The organism is Amycolatopsis nivea (genome assembly GCF_004522235.1).
Taxonomy (GTDB): Bacteria; Actinomycetota; Actinomycetes; order Mycobacteriales; family Pseudonocardiaceae; genus Amycolatopsis; species Amycolatopsis nivea.
Map to the genome: position 1 here is coordinate 37,327 of NZ_SDLT01000010.1, position 18,546 is coordinate 55,872.

The 18,546-nt window shown below is 69.1% G+C and carries 19 protein-coding genes; 10 read left to right on the forward strand and 9 right to left on the reverse strand.

Translation table 11 applies throughout. From position 1 onward, the window contains the following. Positions 1 to 38: 38 nt before the first annotated feature. Entirely contained in the window at positions 39 to 830 is a 792-nt protein-coding gene (locus EIZ44_RS14160; protein ID WP_134728988.1) for an IclR family transcriptional regulator, read from the reverse strand. A gap of 64 nt (positions 831 to 894) precedes the next feature. Further along, positions 895 to 1,827, reverse strand: a complete 933-nt coding sequence (locus tag EIZ44_RS14165) for a zinc-binding dehydrogenase (protein ID WP_134728989.1) — start codon at positions 1,825 to 1,827, stop codon at positions 895 to 897. A 95-nt stretch (positions 1,828 to 1,922) separates the two neighbouring features. Here EIZ44_RS14165 and EIZ44_RS14170 point away from each other — a divergent pair, with 95 nt between their 5' ends. Continuing rightward, positions 1,923 to 2,513 carry a TetR/AcrR family transcriptional regulator gene (locus tag EIZ44_RS14170; protein ID WP_037810731.1) on the forward strand — a complete coding sequence of 197 codons (591 nt, stop codon included), beginning with the start codon at positions 1,923 to 1,925 and terminating at the stop codon, positions 2,511 to 2,513. 53 nt (positions 2,514 to 2,566) lie between these two features. Beyond that, entirely contained in the window at positions 2,567 to 3,085 is a 519-nt protein-coding gene (locus tag EIZ44_RS14175; RefSeq protein ID WP_134728990.1) for a MarR family winged helix-turn-helix transcriptional regulator, read from the forward strand. On the opposite strand, the gene EIZ44_RS14180 is transcribed toward EIZ44_RS14175, so the two are convergent. Together EIZ44_RS14180 and EIZ44_RS14185 are read right to left on the reverse strand one after the other, a co-directional pair. Next, positions 3,034 to 3,849, reverse strand: coding sequence for an SDR family oxidoreductase (locus tag EIZ44_RS14180; RefSeq protein WP_134728991.1), 816 nt, complete (start codon positions 3,847 to 3,849; stop codon positions 3,034 to 3,036). The two genes, EIZ44_RS14175 and EIZ44_RS14180, sit on opposite strands and share 52 nt — an antisense overlap. A 47-nt stretch (positions 3,850 to 3,896) precedes the next feature. Further along, positions 3,897 to 4,910 carry a DNA topoisomerase IB gene (locus EIZ44_RS14185; RefSeq protein ID WP_134728992.1) on the reverse strand — a complete coding sequence of 338 codons (1,014 nt, stop codon included), beginning with the start codon at positions 4,908 to 4,910 and terminating at the stop codon, positions 3,897 to 3,899. 141 nt (positions 4,911 to 5,051) lie between these two features. Between EIZ44_RS14185 and EIZ44_RS14190 the strand changes: the two genes are divergently transcribed. From EIZ44_RS14190 to EIZ44_RS14200, 3 genes are all read left to right on the forward strand, one after another. Then, on the forward strand, positions 5,052 to 5,486 hold the full coding sequence (locus EIZ44_RS14190; RefSeq protein WP_134728993.1) for a DUF4383 domain-containing protein: 435 nt from the start codon (positions 5,052 to 5,054) through the stop codon (positions 5,484 to 5,486). Continuing rightward, a complete protein-coding gene (locus tag EIZ44_RS14195; protein ID WP_134728994.1) occupies positions 5,486 to 6,973 on the forward strand; it encodes an FAD-dependent oxidoreductase in 1,488 nt (495 codons plus the stop codon). Before EIZ44_RS14190 ends, EIZ44_RS14195 begins: the two co-directional genes overlap by 1 nt. A 100-nt stretch (positions 6,974 to 7,073) precedes the next feature. Beyond that, a complete protein-coding gene (locus EIZ44_RS14200) occupies positions 7,074 to 7,940 on the forward strand; it encodes a manganese catalase (RefSeq protein ID WP_134728995.1) in 867 nt (288 codons plus the stop codon). A 47-nt stretch (positions 7,941 to 7,987) separates the two neighbouring features. Here the strand turns inward: EIZ44_RS14200 and EIZ44_RS14205 are convergent, their stop codons facing one another. Beyond that, entirely contained in the window at positions 7,988 to 8,731 is a 744-nt protein-coding gene (locus tag EIZ44_RS14205) for an SDR family oxidoreductase (protein WP_043839889.1), read from the reverse strand. A gap of 175 nt (positions 8,732 to 8,906) precedes the next feature. Between EIZ44_RS14205 and EIZ44_RS14210 the strand changes: the two genes are divergently transcribed. Then, positions 8,907 to 9,647 (forward strand): SDR family NAD(P)-dependent oxidoreductase, encoded by a 741-nt coding sequence (locus tag EIZ44_RS14210; protein WP_134728996.1) that lies wholly within the window; start codon positions 8,907 to 8,909, stop codon positions 9,645 to 9,647. 37 nt (positions 9,648 to 9,684) lie between these two features. On the opposite strand, the gene EIZ44_RS14215 is transcribed toward EIZ44_RS14210, so the two are convergent. The 4 genes from EIZ44_RS14215 to EIZ44_RS14230 form a co-directional block, all read right to left on the reverse strand. Further along, positions 9,685 to 10,515: an IclR family transcriptional regulator gene (locus EIZ44_RS14215; protein ID WP_134728997.1), complete on the reverse strand. Its 831-nt coding sequence runs from the start codon at positions 10,513 to 10,515 to the stop codon at positions 9,685 to 9,687. Positions 10,516 to 10,670: 155 nt separating this feature from the next. Beyond that, a complete protein-coding gene (locus EIZ44_RS14220) occupies positions 10,671 to 10,934 on the reverse strand; it encodes a ferredoxin (protein ID WP_134728998.1) in 264 nt (87 codons plus the stop codon). After that, complete coding sequence (locus EIZ44_RS14225) at positions 10,931 to 12,076, reverse strand: 3-ketosteroid-9-alpha-monooxygenase, oxygenase component (protein ID WP_037810750.1); 1,146 nt, start codon at positions 12,074 to 12,076, stop codon at positions 10,931 to 10,933. Before EIZ44_RS14225 ends, EIZ44_RS14220 begins: the two co-directional genes overlap by 4 nt. Before the next feature lie 89 nt (positions 12,077 to 12,165). Further along, positions 12,166 to 12,552, reverse strand: a complete 387-nt coding sequence (locus EIZ44_RS14230; protein WP_134669212.1) for a nuclear transport factor 2 family protein — start codon at positions 12,550 to 12,552, stop codon at positions 12,166 to 12,168. Between the two features lie 224 nt (positions 12,553 to 12,776). Between EIZ44_RS14230 and EIZ44_RS14235 the strand changes: the two genes are divergently transcribed. The 4 genes from EIZ44_RS14235 to EIZ44_RS46085 all read left to right on the forward strand — a co-directional run bounded on the left by EIZ44_RS14235 (position 12,777) and on the right by EIZ44_RS46085 (position 18,534). Then, positions 12,777 to 13,796, forward strand: a complete 1,020-nt coding sequence (locus EIZ44_RS14235) for a 2Fe-2S iron-sulfur cluster-binding protein (protein WP_134728999.1) — start codon at positions 12,777 to 12,779, stop codon at positions 13,794 to 13,796. Between the two features lie 81 nt (positions 13,797 to 13,877). After that, positions 13,878 to 15,062: an acyl-CoA dehydrogenase family protein gene (locus EIZ44_RS14240; RefSeq protein WP_134669207.1), complete on the forward strand. Its 1,185-nt coding sequence runs from the start codon at positions 13,878 to 13,880 to the stop codon at positions 15,060 to 15,062. 15 nt (positions 15,063 to 15,077) lie between these two features. Beyond that, positions 15,078 to 16,001, forward strand: a complete 924-nt coding sequence (locus tag EIZ44_RS14245) for a VOC family protein (protein WP_037810757.1) — start codon at positions 15,078 to 15,080, stop codon at positions 15,999 to 16,001. A gap of 28 nt (positions 16,002 to 16,029) precedes the next feature. Further along, positions 16,030 to 18,534 carry a flavin-containing monooxygenase gene (locus tag EIZ44_RS46085; RefSeq protein WP_167754121.1) on the forward strand — a complete coding sequence of 835 codons (2,505 nt, stop codon included), beginning with the start codon at positions 16,030 to 16,032 and terminating at the stop codon, positions 18,532 to 18,534. The last annotated feature ends 12 nt before the right edge of the window (positions 18,535 to 18,546 follow it).

An 18,546-nucleotide genomic window follows, 5' to 3' on the forward strand; every position in this document is an offset into this window, starting at 1 on the left:
GATTCCCTGAGGGTTCCCCTCACGTACGCCTGGCGACGTCAGTAGCGAGTGAGCCGGTCCGGCGGCAGGAATGGCGCGATCTCCTTCGCCGCCTCGATCGCAAGAGCGCCCAGCTCGGGAATCCGGTCCTCGGGCAGCCGAACAGTCGGCACCTGAATCACCACCGCCGCCCGGGCCAGACCGCGGTCGTCCAGGACTCCCGCGCCGACGCAGCGCACTCCGGCGACGTTTTCCTCGTTGTCGATGCTGTATCCGCGATCGCGCGTCTCGGCCAGCTCCACGGCGAGGGCGTCGCGGGTGGCGAGGGTGTGCGGCGTCAGCGCGGGCAGCTGCTCCGGGAGGCGCGCGAGGTAGGACTCCGCGTCGAGGGAATTGGCGAGCATCGCCTTGCCGGAAGCCGTGGCGTACAACGGGAAACGCGCGCCGGGGTGCTGCTCGAACCGCAGCGGGAGCGTCGACTGCGCGCGCAGCAGCACCACCGATTCGTGGCCCTCGCGGATCGTGATGTTGACCGATTCCCCGGTGTCGGCGTTGATCCGCTGGATGACCGGCAGCGCGAGCTGGAGCCCGTGCACCCGCTGCGCGGCCTGGCCGAGCAGGATCGAGCCGGGGCCGAGGTGGTAGCTGTCGGTGCGGGGGTTGTGCGCGACGAGCCCGTCGGCGCTCAGCGCGCCCACGACCCGGTGCGTCGTGCCCGGCGTGAGGTCCAGTTTGCGGGCGATCGCGGACAGCGTGAGTTCCCCGTCCTCGTCCATGAGGAGCCGCAGGATGCCGAGCGCCCGGCGGATGGCCTGCGTTCCGGCTGGCGGTTGTGCTCCGGTCTGGTTCACCTGGGTTCCGTGGTTCTCGCGCTGTCGGGTGAGGCCAGGTTAACGCGTGCCGCGTCCGGTCCGCTCAGCCGATCTCCAGTACCGCCTTTCCGCGCAACCTCCGGCCGACCAGCGCCTGCACCGCTTCCGCGTACCGGTCCCACGGCCCGCGCCAGCTGATGCCCGGGTCGAGCCGTCCGGCGGCGGTTTCGGCGGCCAGCCAGGTCAGGTCGGCGGAGAAGCCGGCCGCGGGATCGGCCAGCAGGAAGAACGTGCGGATCGACCGGTCGTGCCGCCCCTCGGTGCCCAAGAAGGCCTCCGGCGGCAGCACCGCGTCCGCTTCGGCTGAGCGGCCCACGTTGATCAGCGTGCCGCCCGCCTCCAACGCGGCGAAGGCGGCCACGAGATCCGGCCCGCCGACGTTGTCCAGCACCGCGAACACCGGCCGGTCGACATCGGCGACCGACGTGCGCACCTCGGCCGCACCCAGCGCGAGCAGGCCTTTCTCCTGAGCCGGATCCCGGCTGATCGCCACGACCTCCGCCCCGGCGCGGGCGGCGAGCTGCACCGCGTACCGGCCCACCCCGCCGGACGCGCCGGTGATCAGCACCCGCCGTCCGAGGACCGGGCCCATCCGGCGCAGCACGTGCAAAGCGCTCAGCGCGGCGACCGGCAGAGTGCTGATCGCGCCAAGGTCAGCGCCATCCGGAACGGTGCCGATCAGGTTCGTCGGCACCGCGCGCAGTTCGGCCCAGCCCGCTGTGCCGAGCGTGACGACCGGCGTCCCGGCGGCCGGGCCGGAACCGTCGGCGGCCGCCTGGACGACGACGCCCGCCGCGTCCCAGCCGATCACGGTGCCGTTCGGGACGGACGGATCGGTGGCGTCCTTGACCTCGCCGAAGTTGAGCGACGCCGCGGCGACCCGGACCAGCGCCTCGCCGGGCGCGGGGACCGGGTCGGCGACCTCGGCCAGGGACAAATGCGCGGGCGCGGTGTGGTCGACAACGAGTGCACGCACGGTCGGGAACCCCCTGGAAGTCAATGTGCCACAGTGTGGCAGTTGCTTCTGTATAGCATATGCGCCCGCGGTGCGTGCTGGGTAAACTGCCGCGGATGACCGACCCCGGACCGCTCACGCTGCGCGAGCGCAAGAAGCAGCGCACCCGCCAAGCGCTGGTGGAAACCGCGATCGCGATCTTCAGCGAGCGCGGATTCGACGCCACCCCGCTCGACGCGCTGCTCGACGAGGTCGAGGTGTCGCGCCGGACGTTCTTCCGCAATTTCCGCTCGAAGGAGGACGTCGCGCTCGCCGCGGTCAAGGAGCTCTGGAGCGCCTACCTCGAGGTCCTGGACGAGACCGCCAAGTCCGGCCCGCTCGCCGACGTCTTCCGCGACGCGATGCTCGCGACCCTCGGCCGGATGGACGAGAACTGGTACCAGCGGTTCCCCGCGACGCTCCGGCTGATCGACGAATCCCCGGCGCTGAACGGGCACACCCTGCGGCACTGCGCGGAAACCGAGGCGGAAATCGTGCGCAGGCTCGGCGATTCCCGTCTCGAACTGCGACTGCTCGTCGAGTTCTGTGTGGCGGCTTGGCGGTGTGCGCTGGACGAATGGCTGCCCGACTGCGCGCCGGGCGAACTCCCCGGGCACGTGCGGCGCGCTTTCGCGGCCATGGACGGCAGTGTGCGGCTGCGGGCGTGACCGGCCCGTATCATCGGATTCGTACGGTCCGCTAATGATGGGCAGGGGAAACGATGTCAGGTCCGCTGGTGCCGGGCGGGATCGGGGAGCACACGAGCTGCCTGCTGGTCAAACTCGGCCAGGTCGTGTTCCGGCTCGCCGAGGACCGGCTGCACGGGCTGGGCCTGCGGGTGCGGCACTACAGCGTCCTCCAGGCGCTGGCCGACAACGGCCCGATGTCGCAGCTGTCGCTGGGCGCGTACCTGCGCATCGACCCGGCGACCATGGTCAGCAGCCTGGACGACCTCGAGACCCTCGGACTCGCCGCCCGCGCCCGAGACCCCGAAGACCGGCGGCGCTACGTCGTCGACCTCAGCGACGCGGGGCGGAAGACGCTGCGCAAGGCGAACGAACTGCTGGTCGACCTCGACCAGCACGTGCTCAGCGACCTTCCGCAGCGTTCCCACGATTCGCTGCACAAGCTGCTGGCGAGGATGAACGAGGGCGAGACGCTGCCCGGGGAGTTCGACCGGATGCGGGATCAGGCCGGGTCGACGAAGATGTCGAGTGTCAGTTCGCCTTCGCCGCGCTGATAGCGGGATAGGTCGGTTACGCCTTCGGCGGCGAGTACTTCGTCGTCGATGAACAGATTCCCGGTGCATTCGCGCGACGGTCGGGTGAGGATCGCGTACGCAGCATCGGCGATGATCTCCGGCGTGCGCGCTTGGCTTGCGCCGCCGATGATGTTGCGCACCGCTGCGGTGTCGATGAGGGTGCGCGGCCACAGTGAATTCGCGGCGATTCCGTCCGCTTTCAGTTCCTCCGCGAGGCCCACGGTGCACAGGCTCATGCCGTACTTGGAGAGCGTGTAGCCCAGGTGCGCGCCGATCCACGCGGGGGAGAGGTTCAGCGGCGGCGAAAGCGTCAGGATGTGCGGATTCGCGGCCTTGCGCAGGTGCGGGATCGCCGCCTTGCTGAGCAGGAACGTGCCTCGCGTGTTGATGTCCTGCATGAGGTCGTAGCGCTTCATCGAGAGCTCTTCGGTGCCGGACCGGTCGAGCGCGCTGGCGTTGTTGACGACGATGTCGATGCCGCCGAACTGCGTCGCCGCCGCTTCGGCCGCGGAGAGCACGTCGTCCTCGGAGCGCACGTCCCCGACGATCGGCAGCGCCTGCCCGCCGGCGGTTTCGATCTCCTTCGCGGCGGTGTAGACGGTGCCTTCCAGCTTCGGATGCGGTTCGGCGGTTTTGGCCAGCAGAACGACATTCGCCCCGTCCCGCGCCGCGCGGGTCGCGATGGCCAGGCCGATGCCGCGGCTGCCGCCGGACATGAGGACGGTCTTTCCGGCTAGAGTCATGAGCGCAACATACCATTAGCGGTACATATGATTGAAGAGTCGAATCGTTATGACGCTCGCCGCAGCAGCCGGATCACTGCCTTCTCGATCCGCTCCCGCAGCTCCTCCTCGGCGAGCCCGTCCGCATCGGCCTTCCGCACCGCGCGGTGGATCGTGCTGTGCCGCTCGAATTCCCGCAGCACGCGCGGGTCGACGTACGAGCGCCGGGCGACGGCAGGCGTGTTGCCGAGTTCCTCCGCGACCTCTTTCATCGCCGCGGTCTCGGCCCTCGCCTGGCCGCGCTGGGACGTCGGTGCCTCCCGCGCGGCGAGGGAGACCGCAGCGAGCACCGTCGCGTGCCAGGTCCGCAGGTCCTTCACCGTGAACTCCTCCCCGGCGAGTTCCTTGAACCGCTCGTTGACGTCGCTGGCGTGCAGTTCGTGCCAGCCGTCGTCGGTGCGGTACACGAACAGGCGCGTGGTGCCGGTGCGGCAGCGGCGGAGCGACTTGAGGACGGCGGCGAGTTCGCCGTCGCGCATGCTCAGCGACCGGACCAGGCCGCTTTTGGCGGGATAACAAAAGGTCAGCTCGTCGCCGCTGATTTTCACGTGTTCGCGCAGCAGCGTGGTCGCGCCGTGAGAACCGTTGGTTTCGGCGTACTCCTCGCCGCCGCTGCGGAAGACTCCCCGGTCGATCATCCGCAGCGCGGCGGCCGAGACTCGCCGACGGTCGAGGTGGCGCCGGCGCAGATCCTCCTGGATAGCAGCGCGGACGTTCGGCAGTTCCGCGGCCAGGTCGAGCACCCGATCGTGCTTCTCCTCGTCGCGCGCTCGGCGCCATTCGGGGTGGTAGAGGTACTGGCGACGGCCCGCGTCGTCGGTTCCGACCGCCTGGATGTGCCCGGTCGGATGCGGGCAGATCCACACCCGCCGCCACGCGGGCGGGATCACGAGATCGTGGATGCGGTCGAGCACCTCGGAGTCGGTCACCGGGGAGCCGTCCGGCGCGAGGTACCGGAAGCCGCGGCCGCGTCGCTGCCGCTTGATGCCTGGCGAGGACAGCTCGCTCCGCCGTAACCGCATGCTCGCGGTTGCCCGCGGCGGCGGGCTTCAAACCGGATTCCGGACGCGCGACCGGCAGTCGAGGTTTGCCCGGTCCCGCACCGGTTATCCGGATATCTCCGCGCCGGACCCGGTGCGGGGGATTCAGGGAGGGCTCCGGTCATGAGTACTGCCGTCGCGCAGCGCACGCCGCGCCAGCTCGTCGCCGCCGGTGTGGGGGCGGTGTTCCTGCTCGTGGGCATCCTCGGGTTCGTCCCGGGCGTCACCACGCATTACGACCAGCTCACCGGTGCCGGGCACCATTCGGGCGCGCTGCTGCTCGGGCTGTTCAGCGTGTCGATCCTGCACAACGTCGTGCACCTGGCCTTCGGCGTCGCGGGGCTCGCGCTGGCCCGCACGCCGGCCGGGGCGAAGAACTTCCTCGTCGTCGGCGGGGTGGTCTACCTGGCGTTGTGGGTGTACGGGCTGGTCATCGACCACGGCAGCTCGGCCAACTTCATCCCGGTCAACACCGCCGACAACTGGCTGCACCTCGGCCTGGCGGTGGCGATGATCGTGCTCGGCGTCCTCCCGATGGGCACCCGGAGGAGCCTGTGATGACCACCACCGCAGATCAGTCCTTGTGGCTCGCGACCGCGTCGGCGACCGGCCGGTCGTCCTTGCGCGGGCGGGAACGCGCCGAGGTCGCCGTCATCGGCGGTGGCATCGCCGGGATGACCACCGCGTTGTTGCTCGCCCGGCGAGGCGTGAACGTGGCCGTCCTCGAATCGGGACGCATCGCGGAAGGAGCCAGCGGCAATAACACCGCGAAGGTCACCGCGTTGCAGTCCACTGTGTACTCGACGCTCCTCAGCGAGCACGACGCGGCCACCGCGATGGCCTACGCCGAGGCGGCGCTGGCCGGGGTCGAACTGGTCGCGGAGCTGGCCGAACCCATTGACTGCGGCCTGCGCAGGCTGCCCGCCGCGACGTTCGCGATGGACGCCGACGAGGTGGACACCGTGCGAGCGGAGTACGAAGCCGCGACGCAGGCGGGTCTTCCGGTCGAATGGACGACCACGCTCGATCTGCCGGTCCCGGTGCGCGGTGCGGTGCGGCTGCCCGGGCAACTCGCGCTCCATCCGGCCGACTACGTGCGCGGGCTCGCCGACGCCGTCGAGGCCGAGGGCGGCCGCGTCTTCGAGAACAGTCGCGTCCGGCAGGTCAGCGCCGCACCGCCGTACCGGGTCACGACCGAGGACGGTGCGCTCGACGCCGAAAACGTGGTCGTCGCAACGCATTACCCGATCCTCGACCGCGGGCTGTTCTTCCCCCGGCTGGAGGTGCAACGGTCGTATTGCGTCGCCGCGACCCTGAAATCCGGCAAGCCGCCGCAGGAGCTGGCGATCAGCGCCGGGAGTCCATTGTGGTCTTTCGCCTCCTATGAAGACCGGCTGATCCTCGGCGGGCAAGGACATCCGGCGGGCGACCCGGTCGACTTCGCGCGGTACACCGAGCTGGGCGAATTCGCGGCGCGCCACTTCGACGTCGACGAGGTCACGCACCGCTGGTCCGCGCAGGATCCGAAGGCCTACGACAGCATCCCGATCGCCGGGCCGTACTTCCCGGGCGCCCGGAAGCTGTGGGTCGAAACGGGTTTCGGAAAGTGGGGCCTGGCGATGGGGACCGCGGCGGCGACCGTGGTGGCCGACGGGATCACCGGATCCGCCAATCCGCATCGGGACCTCTTTTCCCCGCAACGGATTTCGCTGAAGTCGGCGTCGAAGCTGATGCAGCAGAACGCGAAGGTGGCGAAGGACTTCGTCGGCGACCGGCTCGCGCAAGCCGACGCGAAAAGCACCGACGACATCGCCGTGGACCAGGCGAAAGTGCTGGCGGACGGACACGGTCGCAAAGGTGTCTACCGTGACCGGGAAGGCACATTGCACGCGGTTTCCATGCGCTGCACGCATCTCGGCTGTTTCGTGCGGTTCAACGCCGCCGAGCGCAGCTGGGACTGCCCGTGCCACGGTTCGCGATTCGACGTCGACGGCATCGTTCTCGAAGGTCCCGCCACCGCGCCGTTGCCTCGCCGAACTCCCTGAAAAGACCCCGGAATCCCGGGTGTAGGACGGATGATCGCGGGCATTCCTGCCGGACTCGCCGGGCGCGCCGCCCGGCTCGAATCCCCGGGAGAGGACGCTGATGTTCCGACACACCAAGCTGCTGCAGTTCGAGGCGAAGCCCGAGAAGCCGGATCCGGTGTACGCGCACAAGCTCCAGGAGCTGATCGGCGGCGCGTTCGGCGAGATGACGGTGACCATGCAGTACCTGTTTCAGGGCTGGAACTGCCGCATCGAGGGCAAGTACAAGGACCTGATCATGGACACCGCGACCGAGGAGATCGGGCACGTCGAAATGCTCGCCACGATGGTCGCGCGGCTGCTGGAGGGCGCGCCGGCCACCGCGACCGCGGAAGCGGTGAAGGACCCGGTGATGGCCGCGGTGATCGGCGGGATGGACCCGCAGCAGGCGATCGTGGCCGGCGGCGGCGCGCTGCCCGCCGACTCGAACGGCACGCCGTGGAACGGCAAGTACATAGTCGCCTCCGGCAATCTTCTCGCCGACTTCCGCGCCAACGCGGCGGCCGAGGCACAGGGCAGGCTGCAGACCGCGCGGCTGTACCGGATGACCGACGACCCCGGCGTGAAGGCGATGCTGCAGTTCAACCTCGCGCGCGACACCGTGCACCAGAAGCAATGGCTGGCCGCGATCGAGGAACTCCAGGCCGACGGCCTGGAAAGCGACATCGCGCCGACTGCGTTGTTCGACGAGGAAAACCAGGACCACAACAACACGGTGTGGCATCTGTCCGACGGCCCGGACGGCGCGAAGGCGGGCTGGAGCTTCGGCGGGGAAGGCATCGAGTACCTCACCGACCCGAAACCGCTCGGTGGCCCCGGCACGGCACCGAAGCCGGACCCCGCGCTGTACGGCACGTACTCGCCGACGCAGAACGCGGCGGGTTCGCTGAAGGGGAAGGCCAAAGAGGCGAAGAACAAGGCTAAGTGACGGGTGCGCAGGGACCCCGGGCCGATCGTGTCCGGGGTTCTTGCCGGTCAGACGCCGTATCCGCCGTCTACGTCGAGCTTCTGCCCGCTGATGAACCTGGCGCGGTCCGACGCCAGGAAGCACACCGCTTCGGCGATGTCCTGCGCGTTGCCGAAGGTGCGCAACGGGATGGCGCGCCGGGCCGCTTCGAGGGCACGGTCGTCGAGGTCGCCGTTGGCCATCAGGTCCGCGGCCATCCCGTCCGTCAGCATTCCGGGCCCGACACAGTTGACCCGGACGCCGAACCGGCCTTCCTCGGCCGCGAGTGCCCGGGCGGTCGCTTCCACCGCACCCTTGGGTCCGGCGGAAAGACCGTCGCGGACTGGATAGCGCTTGGTCGCGGCTGTGGTGACCGCGACGATCGAACCTTTGCCGGCACGCAGGGCGGGCAGCGCCGGATGGACGAGGTTGAAGAACGCGGCGGCTTCCGCGGTGAGATGCCTGCCGAAGCCGGCGGGATCCACTGTGGACAGATGCTGCTGCGGGACGAGCGGCCCGGCGGCGTGGACGAGGGCGTGGATCGCTCCGAAACGCTCGATGTACGCCTTGGTCTGGTGCGCATCGGTGAGGTCCAGGGGATCCGCGGTCGCTTCGAGTTCGGTGGCTAGCCGCTTGGCTGCTTCGTGATCGCTGCGGTAAGTGAAGGCGACCGCGGAGCCGCGTTCGGCGAGGGTCCGGCAGATCGCGGAGCCCAGCCCTCCGGTGCCGCCGGTCACGACCGCGACGCCCGGCTTGCCGTGGAAATCCTTCAAGGGCAGCCTTCTTCCGTCGGCGCAAAGCAAGCGCTTGGTGCGAGCTTACGGTCCCGCGCGGTGCCGGTCAAACGGCGAAATCAGGTGTCCGCTGAGCCGACGCATGCGTTCCGCGGCCCCCTTCGACGAAGGTACCTTCGCGCGGCTGAGTGCTCCGAGCCGAAGGAAGTGGAACGTGCCCGATCAACTCGTCGACCTGCGGGACAAAATCGTGTTCGTCACCGGTGCCGCGCAAGGGCAGGGTGCCGAGCACGCCCGGACCACCGCGCGGCTGGGCGCCCGCGTCGTCCTGGCGGACCTGGACGAAAGCGCCGTCGCCGCGGTCGCGGACGAGATCGACGGCGAGACGCTCGTCGTCGGATTGGACGTGCGCAGCAAGGAAAACTGGGCCACCGCCATGGAACGCACCCGTGCTGAGTTCGGCCGGGTCGACGTCCTTGTCAACAATGCCGGTTTCTACCGCAAGGCACCGTTGGCGAGCTTCGAGGAGGACCACCTGACGCACACCTTGGGGGTCAATTTGATCGGCCCGGTCCTCGGGATGCAGGCCGTGCTGCCGTTGATGCGCGAACGCGGCGGTTCGATCGTCAACGTCGCCTCGACCGCGGCGCTGACCGGTTTCGCGGGCGGACTGGGATACGGCGCGTCGAAATGGGGGCTGCGCGGGGCGAGCAAATCGGCGGCGAAGGAACTCGGCGAGTTCGGCATCCGGGTCAACTGCGTCTGCCCGGGCGCGATCGACACGCAGATGATCTCCGAAACGACCCGCGCGGGCGGCGGCGCGGTGGCGGGGCAGCCGATCCGCCGTCCCGGCACGACGGGTGAGGTGGCGGCGTTGGTGGCGTTTCTGGCCAGTGATGCGAGCAGTTACTGCACGGGGCAGGATTTCGTGATCGACGGCGGTCAAACTGCCTGACGCACCGGCGGGGTCGGCCCTCCCCGGCGAGGGCCGATCAGCCGGAAGCAGACCCGCCGTTGGCCAGCTGCAATTCGACCTCCGACGGCGGCAAGTCCGGCACCGCCCGCGGTCGCAGCGTGGGCACGCCGTTGGCGACCCGCCACACCGTCGCCGCGGCATTGCGCACCTCGGTGATCGTGGCGACCAGATCGAGCGCTCGCGTCGGCCCGCACACCGACAGCGCGAAGTGCCCGTCGTCGTCCATCGTGGTGATCGGCGCGGCCACCACGGTCACGCCGTGATGGGTGCCCTGCGCGTCCACGGCCACCCCGCCGCGGTCGCGGACCCGGGCGAGGTCGCGCATGAGCTGGCTGCGGGTCTGGATGGAGTACTGGGTCGGCGCGTAGCCGAAATGCAGCTCCGGCCAGTGGTCGGGGGAGAGGGTGGCGAGCAGCGCCCGGCCCGGCGCGGTGAGCGTGACCGGCTGCCGGGCGCCCGCGCTCCACTGCCCGGAGGCGGACGGCCACGAGCCGATCCGTTCGAGGTGCATGATCTCCGCGCCGACCAGCATGCTGAGGTACACCGTCAGCCCGCTGCGGCGATGCAGCTCAGCCATCACCGCGACGGCGGCGCGGGGGACAGTGCGCCGGCGGGTGAACTGCGAGCCGAGCTCGAACATGCGCACCCCGAGCGTGTAGGTGAACTCCTTGCGCTCCACCCAGCCGAGCTCGACCAGCCGCTGCAGGATCCGGTGCGCCGAAGACCGCGGCACGTGCGAGCGGCGGGCGAGTTCGGCCAGAGTCAGCGGCCGTTCGCCCACGAAGGACTCCAGCAGCGACGCGACGCGGTCGATCATCGCCGCGGGGGCTTCCTCGATGTGCGCCATTGCAACACCACCTCCAGACTGCGTATGTCAGATTGAGACTACCTGTCAGAATCTGACACCTTGGAGTGTAGGCACACCGGAGCTCGGCTGTAAACCGCCTCCGGACAGCAAGATGCGCCGTGCCCGGGGAAACCGGACACGGCGCATCTGTGCGGTCATACGGTCTGGACGATCCGCAGCCGCCCGGCGGCGACCTCGGCGTCGAGGGACTCCTTGAGCCGCGAACACCCCGCCAGTGCGGGACCTGGCATCGGCGACGTGCCGAGTTCCGCGCAAGCCTCGATCGCGGCGGCGTTCCATTGCAAGCTCGTCTGGTGCACCGTGCTCTTGCGCACCAGCAGCCGCGCCGCGCAGTGTTGGCAGTGCAGCGGCTGCATCGGCATGTCGTCGAGCCGGTTGTCGGTCCTCGGTTCGCTCACGGCGCGGTCTCCGTCGGCTTGGCCTGGCGGGCGATGTTGGCGGCCACCTCGTCGTGCCACGCCTGGGTCGGCCGGGTGAGGTCGAGTTCGTACTCGAAGCGGTCGACCATCTCCGGGCGGATGTCGGCGACGTCGACGTAGAACTGCTCGTACCAGCGGCGCAGCTGGTACACCGGCCCGTCCTCCTCGCACAGCAGCGGGTTGTCGATCCGGGCCTTGTTCTTCCAGATCTCGACGTCCTGCTCGAAGCCGACCTTGATGTAGTCGCCGAGCGCGATCGCCGAGCGCATCGCCGCGTCCTCGGGCAGGGTTGCCGATTTCTTGACGATGATCCCGTACTGCAGCACGAACGAATCCGCCGTGATCGGGTAGTGGCAGTTCAGCAGAACCGTGTGGTGGTCGCCGAATTCGTAGTGATAAGTCAGGTCGTCGATCATGAACGACGGGCCGTAATACGACGCGACGGAGGTGCTGCCGAGCATTTTCGGCTGTCCTTCGGGCGCGGGGTAGTCGTCGCGGGAGTCGCCGTTCATGTACTGGGTCGCGACGTGGCCCTCGAAGACGTTCTTGAAGTACGTCGGCAGCGATCCGTGCACGTAAAAGAAATGCGCCATGTCCACGACGTTGTCGATGATCTCGCGGCAGTTGGTGTTGACGACGGTCGTGTACCAGTGCCAATCGGTCCACTCGTCGCTTTCCGCGCCCTCGATGCGGGGGATGGCGACCTCGTCGGTCGGCTTCGTGCCTTCCGGGTCGTTCCAGACGAACAGCAGACCGTCCTGCTCCAAGGTCGTCCACGCCTGCGTGCGCGCGAGCATCGGGACGCGTTTGCTGTACGGGATCTGCTTGCACCGGCCGTCGCCGCCCCAGCGCCAGTCGTGGAACGGGCAGGCGATCTCGTCGCCCTTGACCTCGCCCTGGGACAGGTCGCCGCCGAGGTGCCGGCAATAGGAATCGAGGATATTGATCTTTCCGTTCGCCCCGCGGAACACCACGAGTTTCGTGCCGAAGGCGTGCACGGTATGCGGTTTCCCGTCGGCGAAATCGCGGACGAGACCGAGGCAGTGCCAGCCGCGGGCGAAGCGGGCGGGGGCGGAATCCGCTTCGATCCGGCGGATCTCGTCCTGGTGCAGAGAAGTCATCGCGCTCTCCTGGAAAGGGTTGGTGGGGAGCTGTCGGTCCGGTGCGTTCCGGTTCTAACAAGCACCGGGGCCATGAACCCGGTCACAGTTCACTGACTGGAACGCCGCTGGTGCACTACGTCGGCCGGGCTCCAGATCGCGCGCATGCTCGTGATCCGGCCGCGCTCGTCGAACGTCATGACGTCGATCGGCTCGATCGCGCTCACGAACTCCTCGGTCGTGGTGATCACGCGCAGGTGGAAGGCGGCCGTGTCGCCGGCGGCCCGGACGGCCAGCAGTTCGGCGGTGAGGGCGAGGCCCTCGAGTTCGCTGTAGAACGCGGCGATGGCTTCCCGGCCCTTGCGGACGGCACTGCCCGCGGGGTCCTCGACGGTGGCGTCCTCGGCGTAAAGGGCGGCGATCCGCGCCGGGTCGCCTGCTTCGAGCCTGCGCGCGTACTCCGCGACGGTGCGGGTGATCTTGTCGGTGGTCAGCATGCGGGGGATGCAAGCACAGCCGGGGGCGGGAGCGAGCCCGAGCAACCGCTTGGTGGGAAGCCGCGTCGAATTATGCCGTTGACGTGGGCGGAAGCGCCTGCCGCACAAGATCTTTCGCGACTCGTCTCCCAGTCAGCGAAACGACCGCGATCCGGCGGGCGGGCGCGGCCGTACCGTGCGCAGGCCCCGTCCGGCGGGGCGAGGGACGACGACCAGGAGGGTGGATGTCCGCCGAAACGAGTACCGGCCGCGGGAAACGGGTCCGGGTGACCGCCGTCGTGGAGGAGACCGCCGACGCGCGCTCGTTCGTCGTGGAGCCGGCCGGCGACCCCGCGTTCGGCTACCGCGCCGGGCAGTTCCTGACCGTGCGGGTCCCGGACGCCGGAACGGGTTCCGCCCGCTGCTACTCGCTGTCGAGTTCGCCGCACTGCGACGAGGCGATGAAGTTCACCGTCAAACGGGTGCGGGGCGGGCACGGGTCCAACTGGCTGTGCGACACCGTCACCGCGGGCGCTGAGCTGGACGTGCTCCCGCCGGCGGGGACCTTCACGCCCGCGTCGCTGGACCAGTCCGTGGTGCTGCTCGCGGGCGGCAGCGGGATCACTCCGGTGATCGCCATCGCGAAGTCGATCCTGTTCGGCGGCAGCGGGGAAGTCGTGCTGCTTTACGCGAACCGTGACGAAGCGTCGGTGATCTTCGCTGCCGAACTGGCCGCCCTCGAGAGCAAGTTTCCCGATCGCTTCACGGTGATACACCTGCTGGAATCACTGCAAGGCTATCCCCGCCGGAACCTGCTGACCGTGTTGCTGCGTCCGTTCGCCGACCGCGACCTCTATCTCTGCGGCCCGGAGCCGCTCATGGACGTGGCCGCGGAGGTCGCCGCGAGCGTCGGAATGGCCGGGGTGCACTCCGAACGGTTTCTTTCCCTGCAGCAAGATCCGTTCGCACCAGCGGAATCCGGGACCGGCGAGGTCGCGTGCACCATGCGGGTCTCGCTCGACGGCGAGGACCACGTCGTCCCGTGGAGAGCCGGGGCGAAACTCCTCGACGCGCTGCTGGCCGCGGGCGTCGACGCACCGTACTCGTGCCGCGAAGGCGCCTGCAGCGCGTGCGTGTGCTCGCTGACGGAGGGCAAGGTGAACTTGGCTCGCAACGAGATTCTCACCGAGGACGATCTCGCCGAGGGTTACGTCCTGGCGTGCCAGGCCGAACCGGTCAGCGACGAGATCGCGATCGAGTACTGAAACCGCTGTTCCACTCATCAGGAGACCGGGCCCGATCCGGTTTCCCGGTTGGCAAGCTCGACCCACACACAAGGAGCCGTCATGCCGCATGCAGCAATCGACAACATCGAGGCGATCGCCGAGGAACTCCGGGCCGGCGCCGACGAAGGCGAGTCGCTCGGCCGGTTGCCGGACGACATGGCGAAGCGGCTCAAGCAAGCGGGCATCATCCGCTTGCTGCAGCGCAAGAAGTACAACGGCTACGAGGCGCACCCGCGCGAGTTCGCCGAAACTGTCATGAAGACGGCGAGCATCTACGGGTCGGCCGGATGGGTGGGCGGCATCGTCGGCGTGCACCCGTGGCAGCTCGCCTTCGCCGATCCGAAGGTGCAGGAAGAGATCCTGGGCGAGGACACCGACACCTGGCAGGCGTCGCCGTACATGCCCGCCGGGGTCGCGGTTCCGGCTGATGGCGGCTTCGTGCTGAACGGCCGCTGGCAGTTCTCGTCGGGCACCGACCACTGCGACTGGATCTTCCTCGGCGCACTGCTCGGCGGCAAGGACGGCCAGCCGTTGATGCCGCCGCACAGCATGCACGTGATCCTGCCGCGTTCGGACTACGAGATCATCGACGGTTCCTGGGACGTCGTCGGCCTGCGCGGCACCGGCAGCAAGGACATCGTGGTCAAGGACGCATTCGTGCCGGCGTACCGGGTGATGGACGCGGACAAGGTCATCGACGGCTCCGCGGCGAGGGAGTACGGCGTCACCGAGACGCTGTACAAGATGCCGTGGTCGACGATCTTCCCGCTCGGCATCACCTCGGCGACCATCGGCATCTGCGAGGGCGTGCTGGCCGCCGGGATCGACTACCAGCGCAACCGAGTCGGCGCGACCGGCACCCTCGTCAAGGACGACCCGTACGTGCTGCACGCGCTCAGCGATTCGGCCTCGGAGATCGACGCCGCGCGCCAGCAACTGCTGTCCAATGTGGACCGCGTGTGGGACAAGGTCGACCGCGGCGAGGAGATCGACTTCGCCACCCGCGCCCGGATCCGCCGGGACCAGGCCCGCGCGGCGTGGCGGGCGGTGCGCGCCGCGGACGAGATCTTCGACCGCGCCGGCGGCAACGCGTTGCGGATGGACAACCCGTTGCAGCGCTTCTGGCGCGACGCGCACGCCGGTCTGCACCACGCCATCCACGTCACGAGCACCACTTACCACGCCGCCGCGCTGGCGTCGCTGAACGTCGAAGTCCCGCAGGGCCCGCTGCGCGTGATGATCTGAGAAAGGACACCCACGATGAGCGAAATCAAGGGACTCGGCTACGTCCGGGTCATCGCCACCGACCTCGAACGCTGGCGCGAACTCGGCTTCGACGTGCTCGGTTTCGCGCCGGGCTTCGGCGACGAAAAGGACGCGCTGCACTTCCGGATGGACGAGCGGCCGTCCCGGATCACCGTCGAGCACGGCGACGCCGACCGCGTGACGGCGGTCGGCTGGGAGGTGCGGGACGCCCCGGCGTTGCGCCGGCTCCGCGAGACCCTCGAAAAGGCCGGGGTGGACTGCACGCCGATGTCGCAGGAACTCGCGGACCGGCGCAAGGTCGAGGCCGGGTTTTCCGCCAAGGACCCGGGCGGGACGCCGCTCGAGTTCTTCCACGGGCCGGTCCTCGAACACAGCCCGGTGCTCACCAAATACGCCCACAAGTTCGTCACCGGCGCGCAGGGCCTCGGGCACGTGGTCATGCCGACCACCAGCTTCGACGAGTCCTTCGAGTTCTACACCGAAACGCTCGGCTTCCTGTCGCGCGGCGCGTTCCGGATGCCCGGCCCGCCGGAAGCCGGCCCGCTGCGGATCCGGTTCCTCGGGATCAACCGGCGCCACCACAGCCTGGCGATCATGCCGAGCCTGGAGGGCCGCGACCCGGGCCTGATCCACGTCATGGTCGAGGTCGATTCGCTCGACGCGGTCGGCCGCGCCTACGACCAGGTCCTGGCGCGCGATTTCCCGGTGTCCTCGACGCTGGGGCGGCACACCAACGACAAGATGATCTCGTTCTACGTCCGCGTCCCCGGCGGCTGGGACATCGAATACGGCTACGGCGGCCAGCTCGTCGACGAAAGCTATTACACCGCCGAGGAAATCACCGCGGACAGCTACTGGGGCCACGAATGGCTCTGGATGAAGGAAATGAAGGAAGCCGCCGCGCGCGGAGAAGCCTGAGCCGACTGCCGCACCTAGGGGAACCAACGTGGAAAACTGTTTCGACGCAGTCGTCGTCGGGGCCGGGATCGCCGGTCTTTACGCGGTGCACAAACTCCGCGCGCACGGCATGCGGGTGCGGGGCTTCGAGAGCGCGGCCGGGGTGGGCGGCACCTGGTACCACAACCGGTACCCCGGTGCGCGGTGCGACGTCGAAAGCATCGACTATTCCTACTCGTTCGACGAGGAACTGCAGCAGGACTGGACGTGGAGCGAACGGTTCGCGACCCAGGAAGAGATCCTGCGGTATCTCGACCACGTCGCGGACCGGCACGACCTGCGTCCCGCGTACGAGTTCTCGACCCGGGTGACGGCGGCGGAGTACGACGAACGGTCCGGGCGGTGGACGGTCAGCACCGACACCGCCCGGACCGTCAGCGCGCGGTTCCTCGTGCTGGCCACCGGTGTCCTGTCCGCGACGAACCTGCCGGAGATTCCCGGACGGGACAGTTTCGCGGGCGAGCTGTACCACACCGGCGCCTGGCCGCGGCACGCCGTGGACTTCGCGGGCAAGCGGGTCGGCGTGATCGGGACCGGGTCGTCCGGGATCCAGGCGATTCCGGTCGTCGCCGAAACCGCCGCGCGGGTCACGGTTTTCCAGCGCAGCCCCAACTATTCGATTCCCGCGCGGAACCACCCGCTCACCCCGGAGTACGTCGCGGAAATCAAAGCCGGCTACCCCGAACGGCGGCGGCTGTCGCGGATCAGCGGCGGCGGCACGCCGAACAGCCCGCACCCGCGCGGCGCGCTCGAGGTCGATGCCGCCGAACGGACCCGGATCTACGACCAGTGGTGGGAGCGCGGGGGATACCTGTTCGCCAAGGCTTTTCCCGACCAGACCACGAATCTCGCCGCCAACGACACCGCCCGCGAGTACGTCGAGGCGAAGATCCGCGAACTCGTGCACGATCCGGAGATCGCCGAGCAGCTCATCCCGGACGACCATCCGATCGGCACGAAACGCATCGTCACCGACAGCGGCTATTTCGAGGCGTACAACCGGGACAACGTCAAGCTGGTCAACCTCCGGCGTACGCCGATCAGCGAGATCACGCCCGACGGAGTACGCACGTCGGACGCTCTCCACGAACTCGACCTGCTGATCTTCGCCACCGGCTTCGACGCCATGACGGGTTCGCTGTCCCGGATCGACATCCGCGGCCGGAACGGGCGCACGCTGCGCGACGCGTGGTCGGCGGGCCCGCGCACCTACCTCGGGCTGACGGTCGCCGGATTCCCCAACATGTTCGTCGTTTCCGGGCCCGGCAGCCCGAGCGTCCTGGCGAACATGGTGCTGACCGCGGAACAACACGTGGACTGGATCGCGTCCTGTGTGGACTATCTCGACGAAAACCGGGTGTCGACCATCGAGGCGACCGAAGAAGCTGTCGCACACTGGGTGGTCGAGTGCAACGCCAACGCGGCGGCGACGTTGTTCCCGGCCGCCAACTCCTGGTACCTCGGCGCGAACATCCCCGGCAAGCCCCGGGTGTTCATGCCCTACATCGGCGGGCTCGGCAAGTACCGCTCGATCTGCGACGACGTCGCGGCCGCCGGGTATCGCGGGTTCGTGCTGGACGATCCCGCGGGCGCCGAGGTGAAGGCGATGCTGGCCGGGCTGGCCGATTTCCCGGACGTGACCCAGCACGAGCCCGCCGAACTGCGGGCGATCATCCGGTCCCGGCGGGCGCCGCTGACCCACCAGCCCGCGATGCGGATCGCGGAGGACCGCGTGATCGAAGGCCCCGGCGGAGACCTGCCGCTGCGGATCTACGCGCCAGAGCACGATGGGCCGCTTCCGGTGGTTGTCTTCGCGCACGGCGGCGGATTCGTGTTCTGCGACCTCGACAGCCACGACGAGTTCTGCCGCTCGATGGCCGCCGCGGTGGGTGCCGTCGTGATCGCGGTCGACTATCGGCTGGCCCCGGAGCATCCCGGACCCGCGGCGATGGAGGACCTGTACGCGGCCGTGGTCTGGGCAGCTGAACACGCCCTTGAATACGGGGGAGACCCAGCCCGGATCGGCGTGGCCGGCGACAGCGCCGGGGGCAACCTGGCCGCCACGGTGTGCCTCGCTGCCCGCGACCGCGGCGGCCCGCGCATCGCCGGGCAAGTCCTGCTGTACCCGGTGATCGACGACGATTTCACCACCGAGTCCTATAGCCGGTACGGCGAGGGTGACTACAACACCGAGAGCGCCATGCGGTGGTACTGGGCGCAATACGCGCCGGACGGAACCGACAGCCCCTACCTGGTGCCCACCCGGGCAGAGTCGCTGGCAGACCTTCCGCCCGCCGTGGTCGCGACCGCCGAACTGGACCCGCTCTGCAGCTCCGGGGACGACTACGCGCAGCGCCTGCGGGAGGCCGGGACAGCAGTCACCGCGCACCGGTTCGAGGGACTGTTCCACGGTTTCCTGACGATCCCGGCGCTGTCCCTGACCGAACCCGCGCGCGAGAAGCTCTGGCAGATGATGCGGGACCTCCTGGCCTAGGAAGGACTGATC

What these genes read in the sequence shown, in the direction of transcription:
- EIZ44_RS14170 (WP_037810731.1), top strand. Translation starts at nt 1,923, where the DNA reads ATGACCGACCCCGGACCGCTCACGCTGCGCGAGCGCAAGAAGCAGCGC.
- EIZ44_RS14175 (WP_134728990.1), top strand. Translation starts at nt 2,567, where the DNA reads ATGTCAGGTCCGCTGGTGCCGGGCGGGATCGGGGAGCACACGAGCTGC.
- EIZ44_RS14180 (WP_134728991.1), bottom strand. Translation starts at nt 3,849, where the DNA reads ATGACTCTAGCCGGAAAGACCGTCCTCATGTCCGGCGGCAGCCGCGGC.
- EIZ44_RS14185 (WP_134728992.1), bottom strand. Translation starts at nt 4,910, where the DNA reads ATGCGGTTACGGCGGAGCGAGCTGTCCTCGCCAGGCATCAAGCGGCAG.
- EIZ44_RS14190 (WP_134728993.1), top strand. Translation starts at nt 5,052, where the DNA reads ATGAGTACTGCCGTCGCGCAGCGCACGCCGCGCCAGCTCGTCGCCGCC.
- EIZ44_RS14195 (WP_134728994.1), top strand. Translation starts at nt 5,486, where the DNA reads ATGACCACCACCGCAGATCAGTCCTTGTGGCTCGCGACCGCGTCGGCG.
- EIZ44_RS14200 (WP_134728995.1), top strand. Translation starts at nt 7,074, where the DNA reads ATGTTCCGACACACCAAGCTGCTGCAGTTCGAGGCGAAGCCCGAGAAG.
- EIZ44_RS14215 (WP_134728997.1), bottom strand. Translation starts at nt 10,515, where the DNA reads ATGGCGCACATCGAGGAAGCCCCCGCGGCGATGATCGACCGCGTCGCG.
- EIZ44_RS14225 (WP_037810750.1), bottom strand. Translation starts at nt 12,076, where the DNA reads ATGACTTCTCTGCACCAGGACGAGATCCGCCGGATCGAAGCGGATTCC.
- EIZ44_RS14230 (WP_134669212.1), bottom strand. Translation starts at nt 12,552, where the DNA reads ATGCTGACCACCGACAAGATCACCCGCACCGTCGCGGAGTACGCGCGC.
- EIZ44_RS14235 (WP_134728999.1), top strand. Translation starts at nt 12,777, where the DNA reads ATGTCCGCCGAAACGAGTACCGGCCGCGGGAAACGGGTCCGGGTGACC.
- EIZ44_RS14240 (WP_134669207.1), top strand. Translation starts at nt 13,878, where the DNA reads ATGCCGCATGCAGCAATCGACAACATCGAGGCGATCGCCGAGGAACTC.
- EIZ44_RS14245 (WP_037810757.1), top strand. Translation starts at nt 15,078, where the DNA reads ATGAGCGAAATCAAGGGACTCGGCTACGTCCGGGTCATCGCCACCGAC.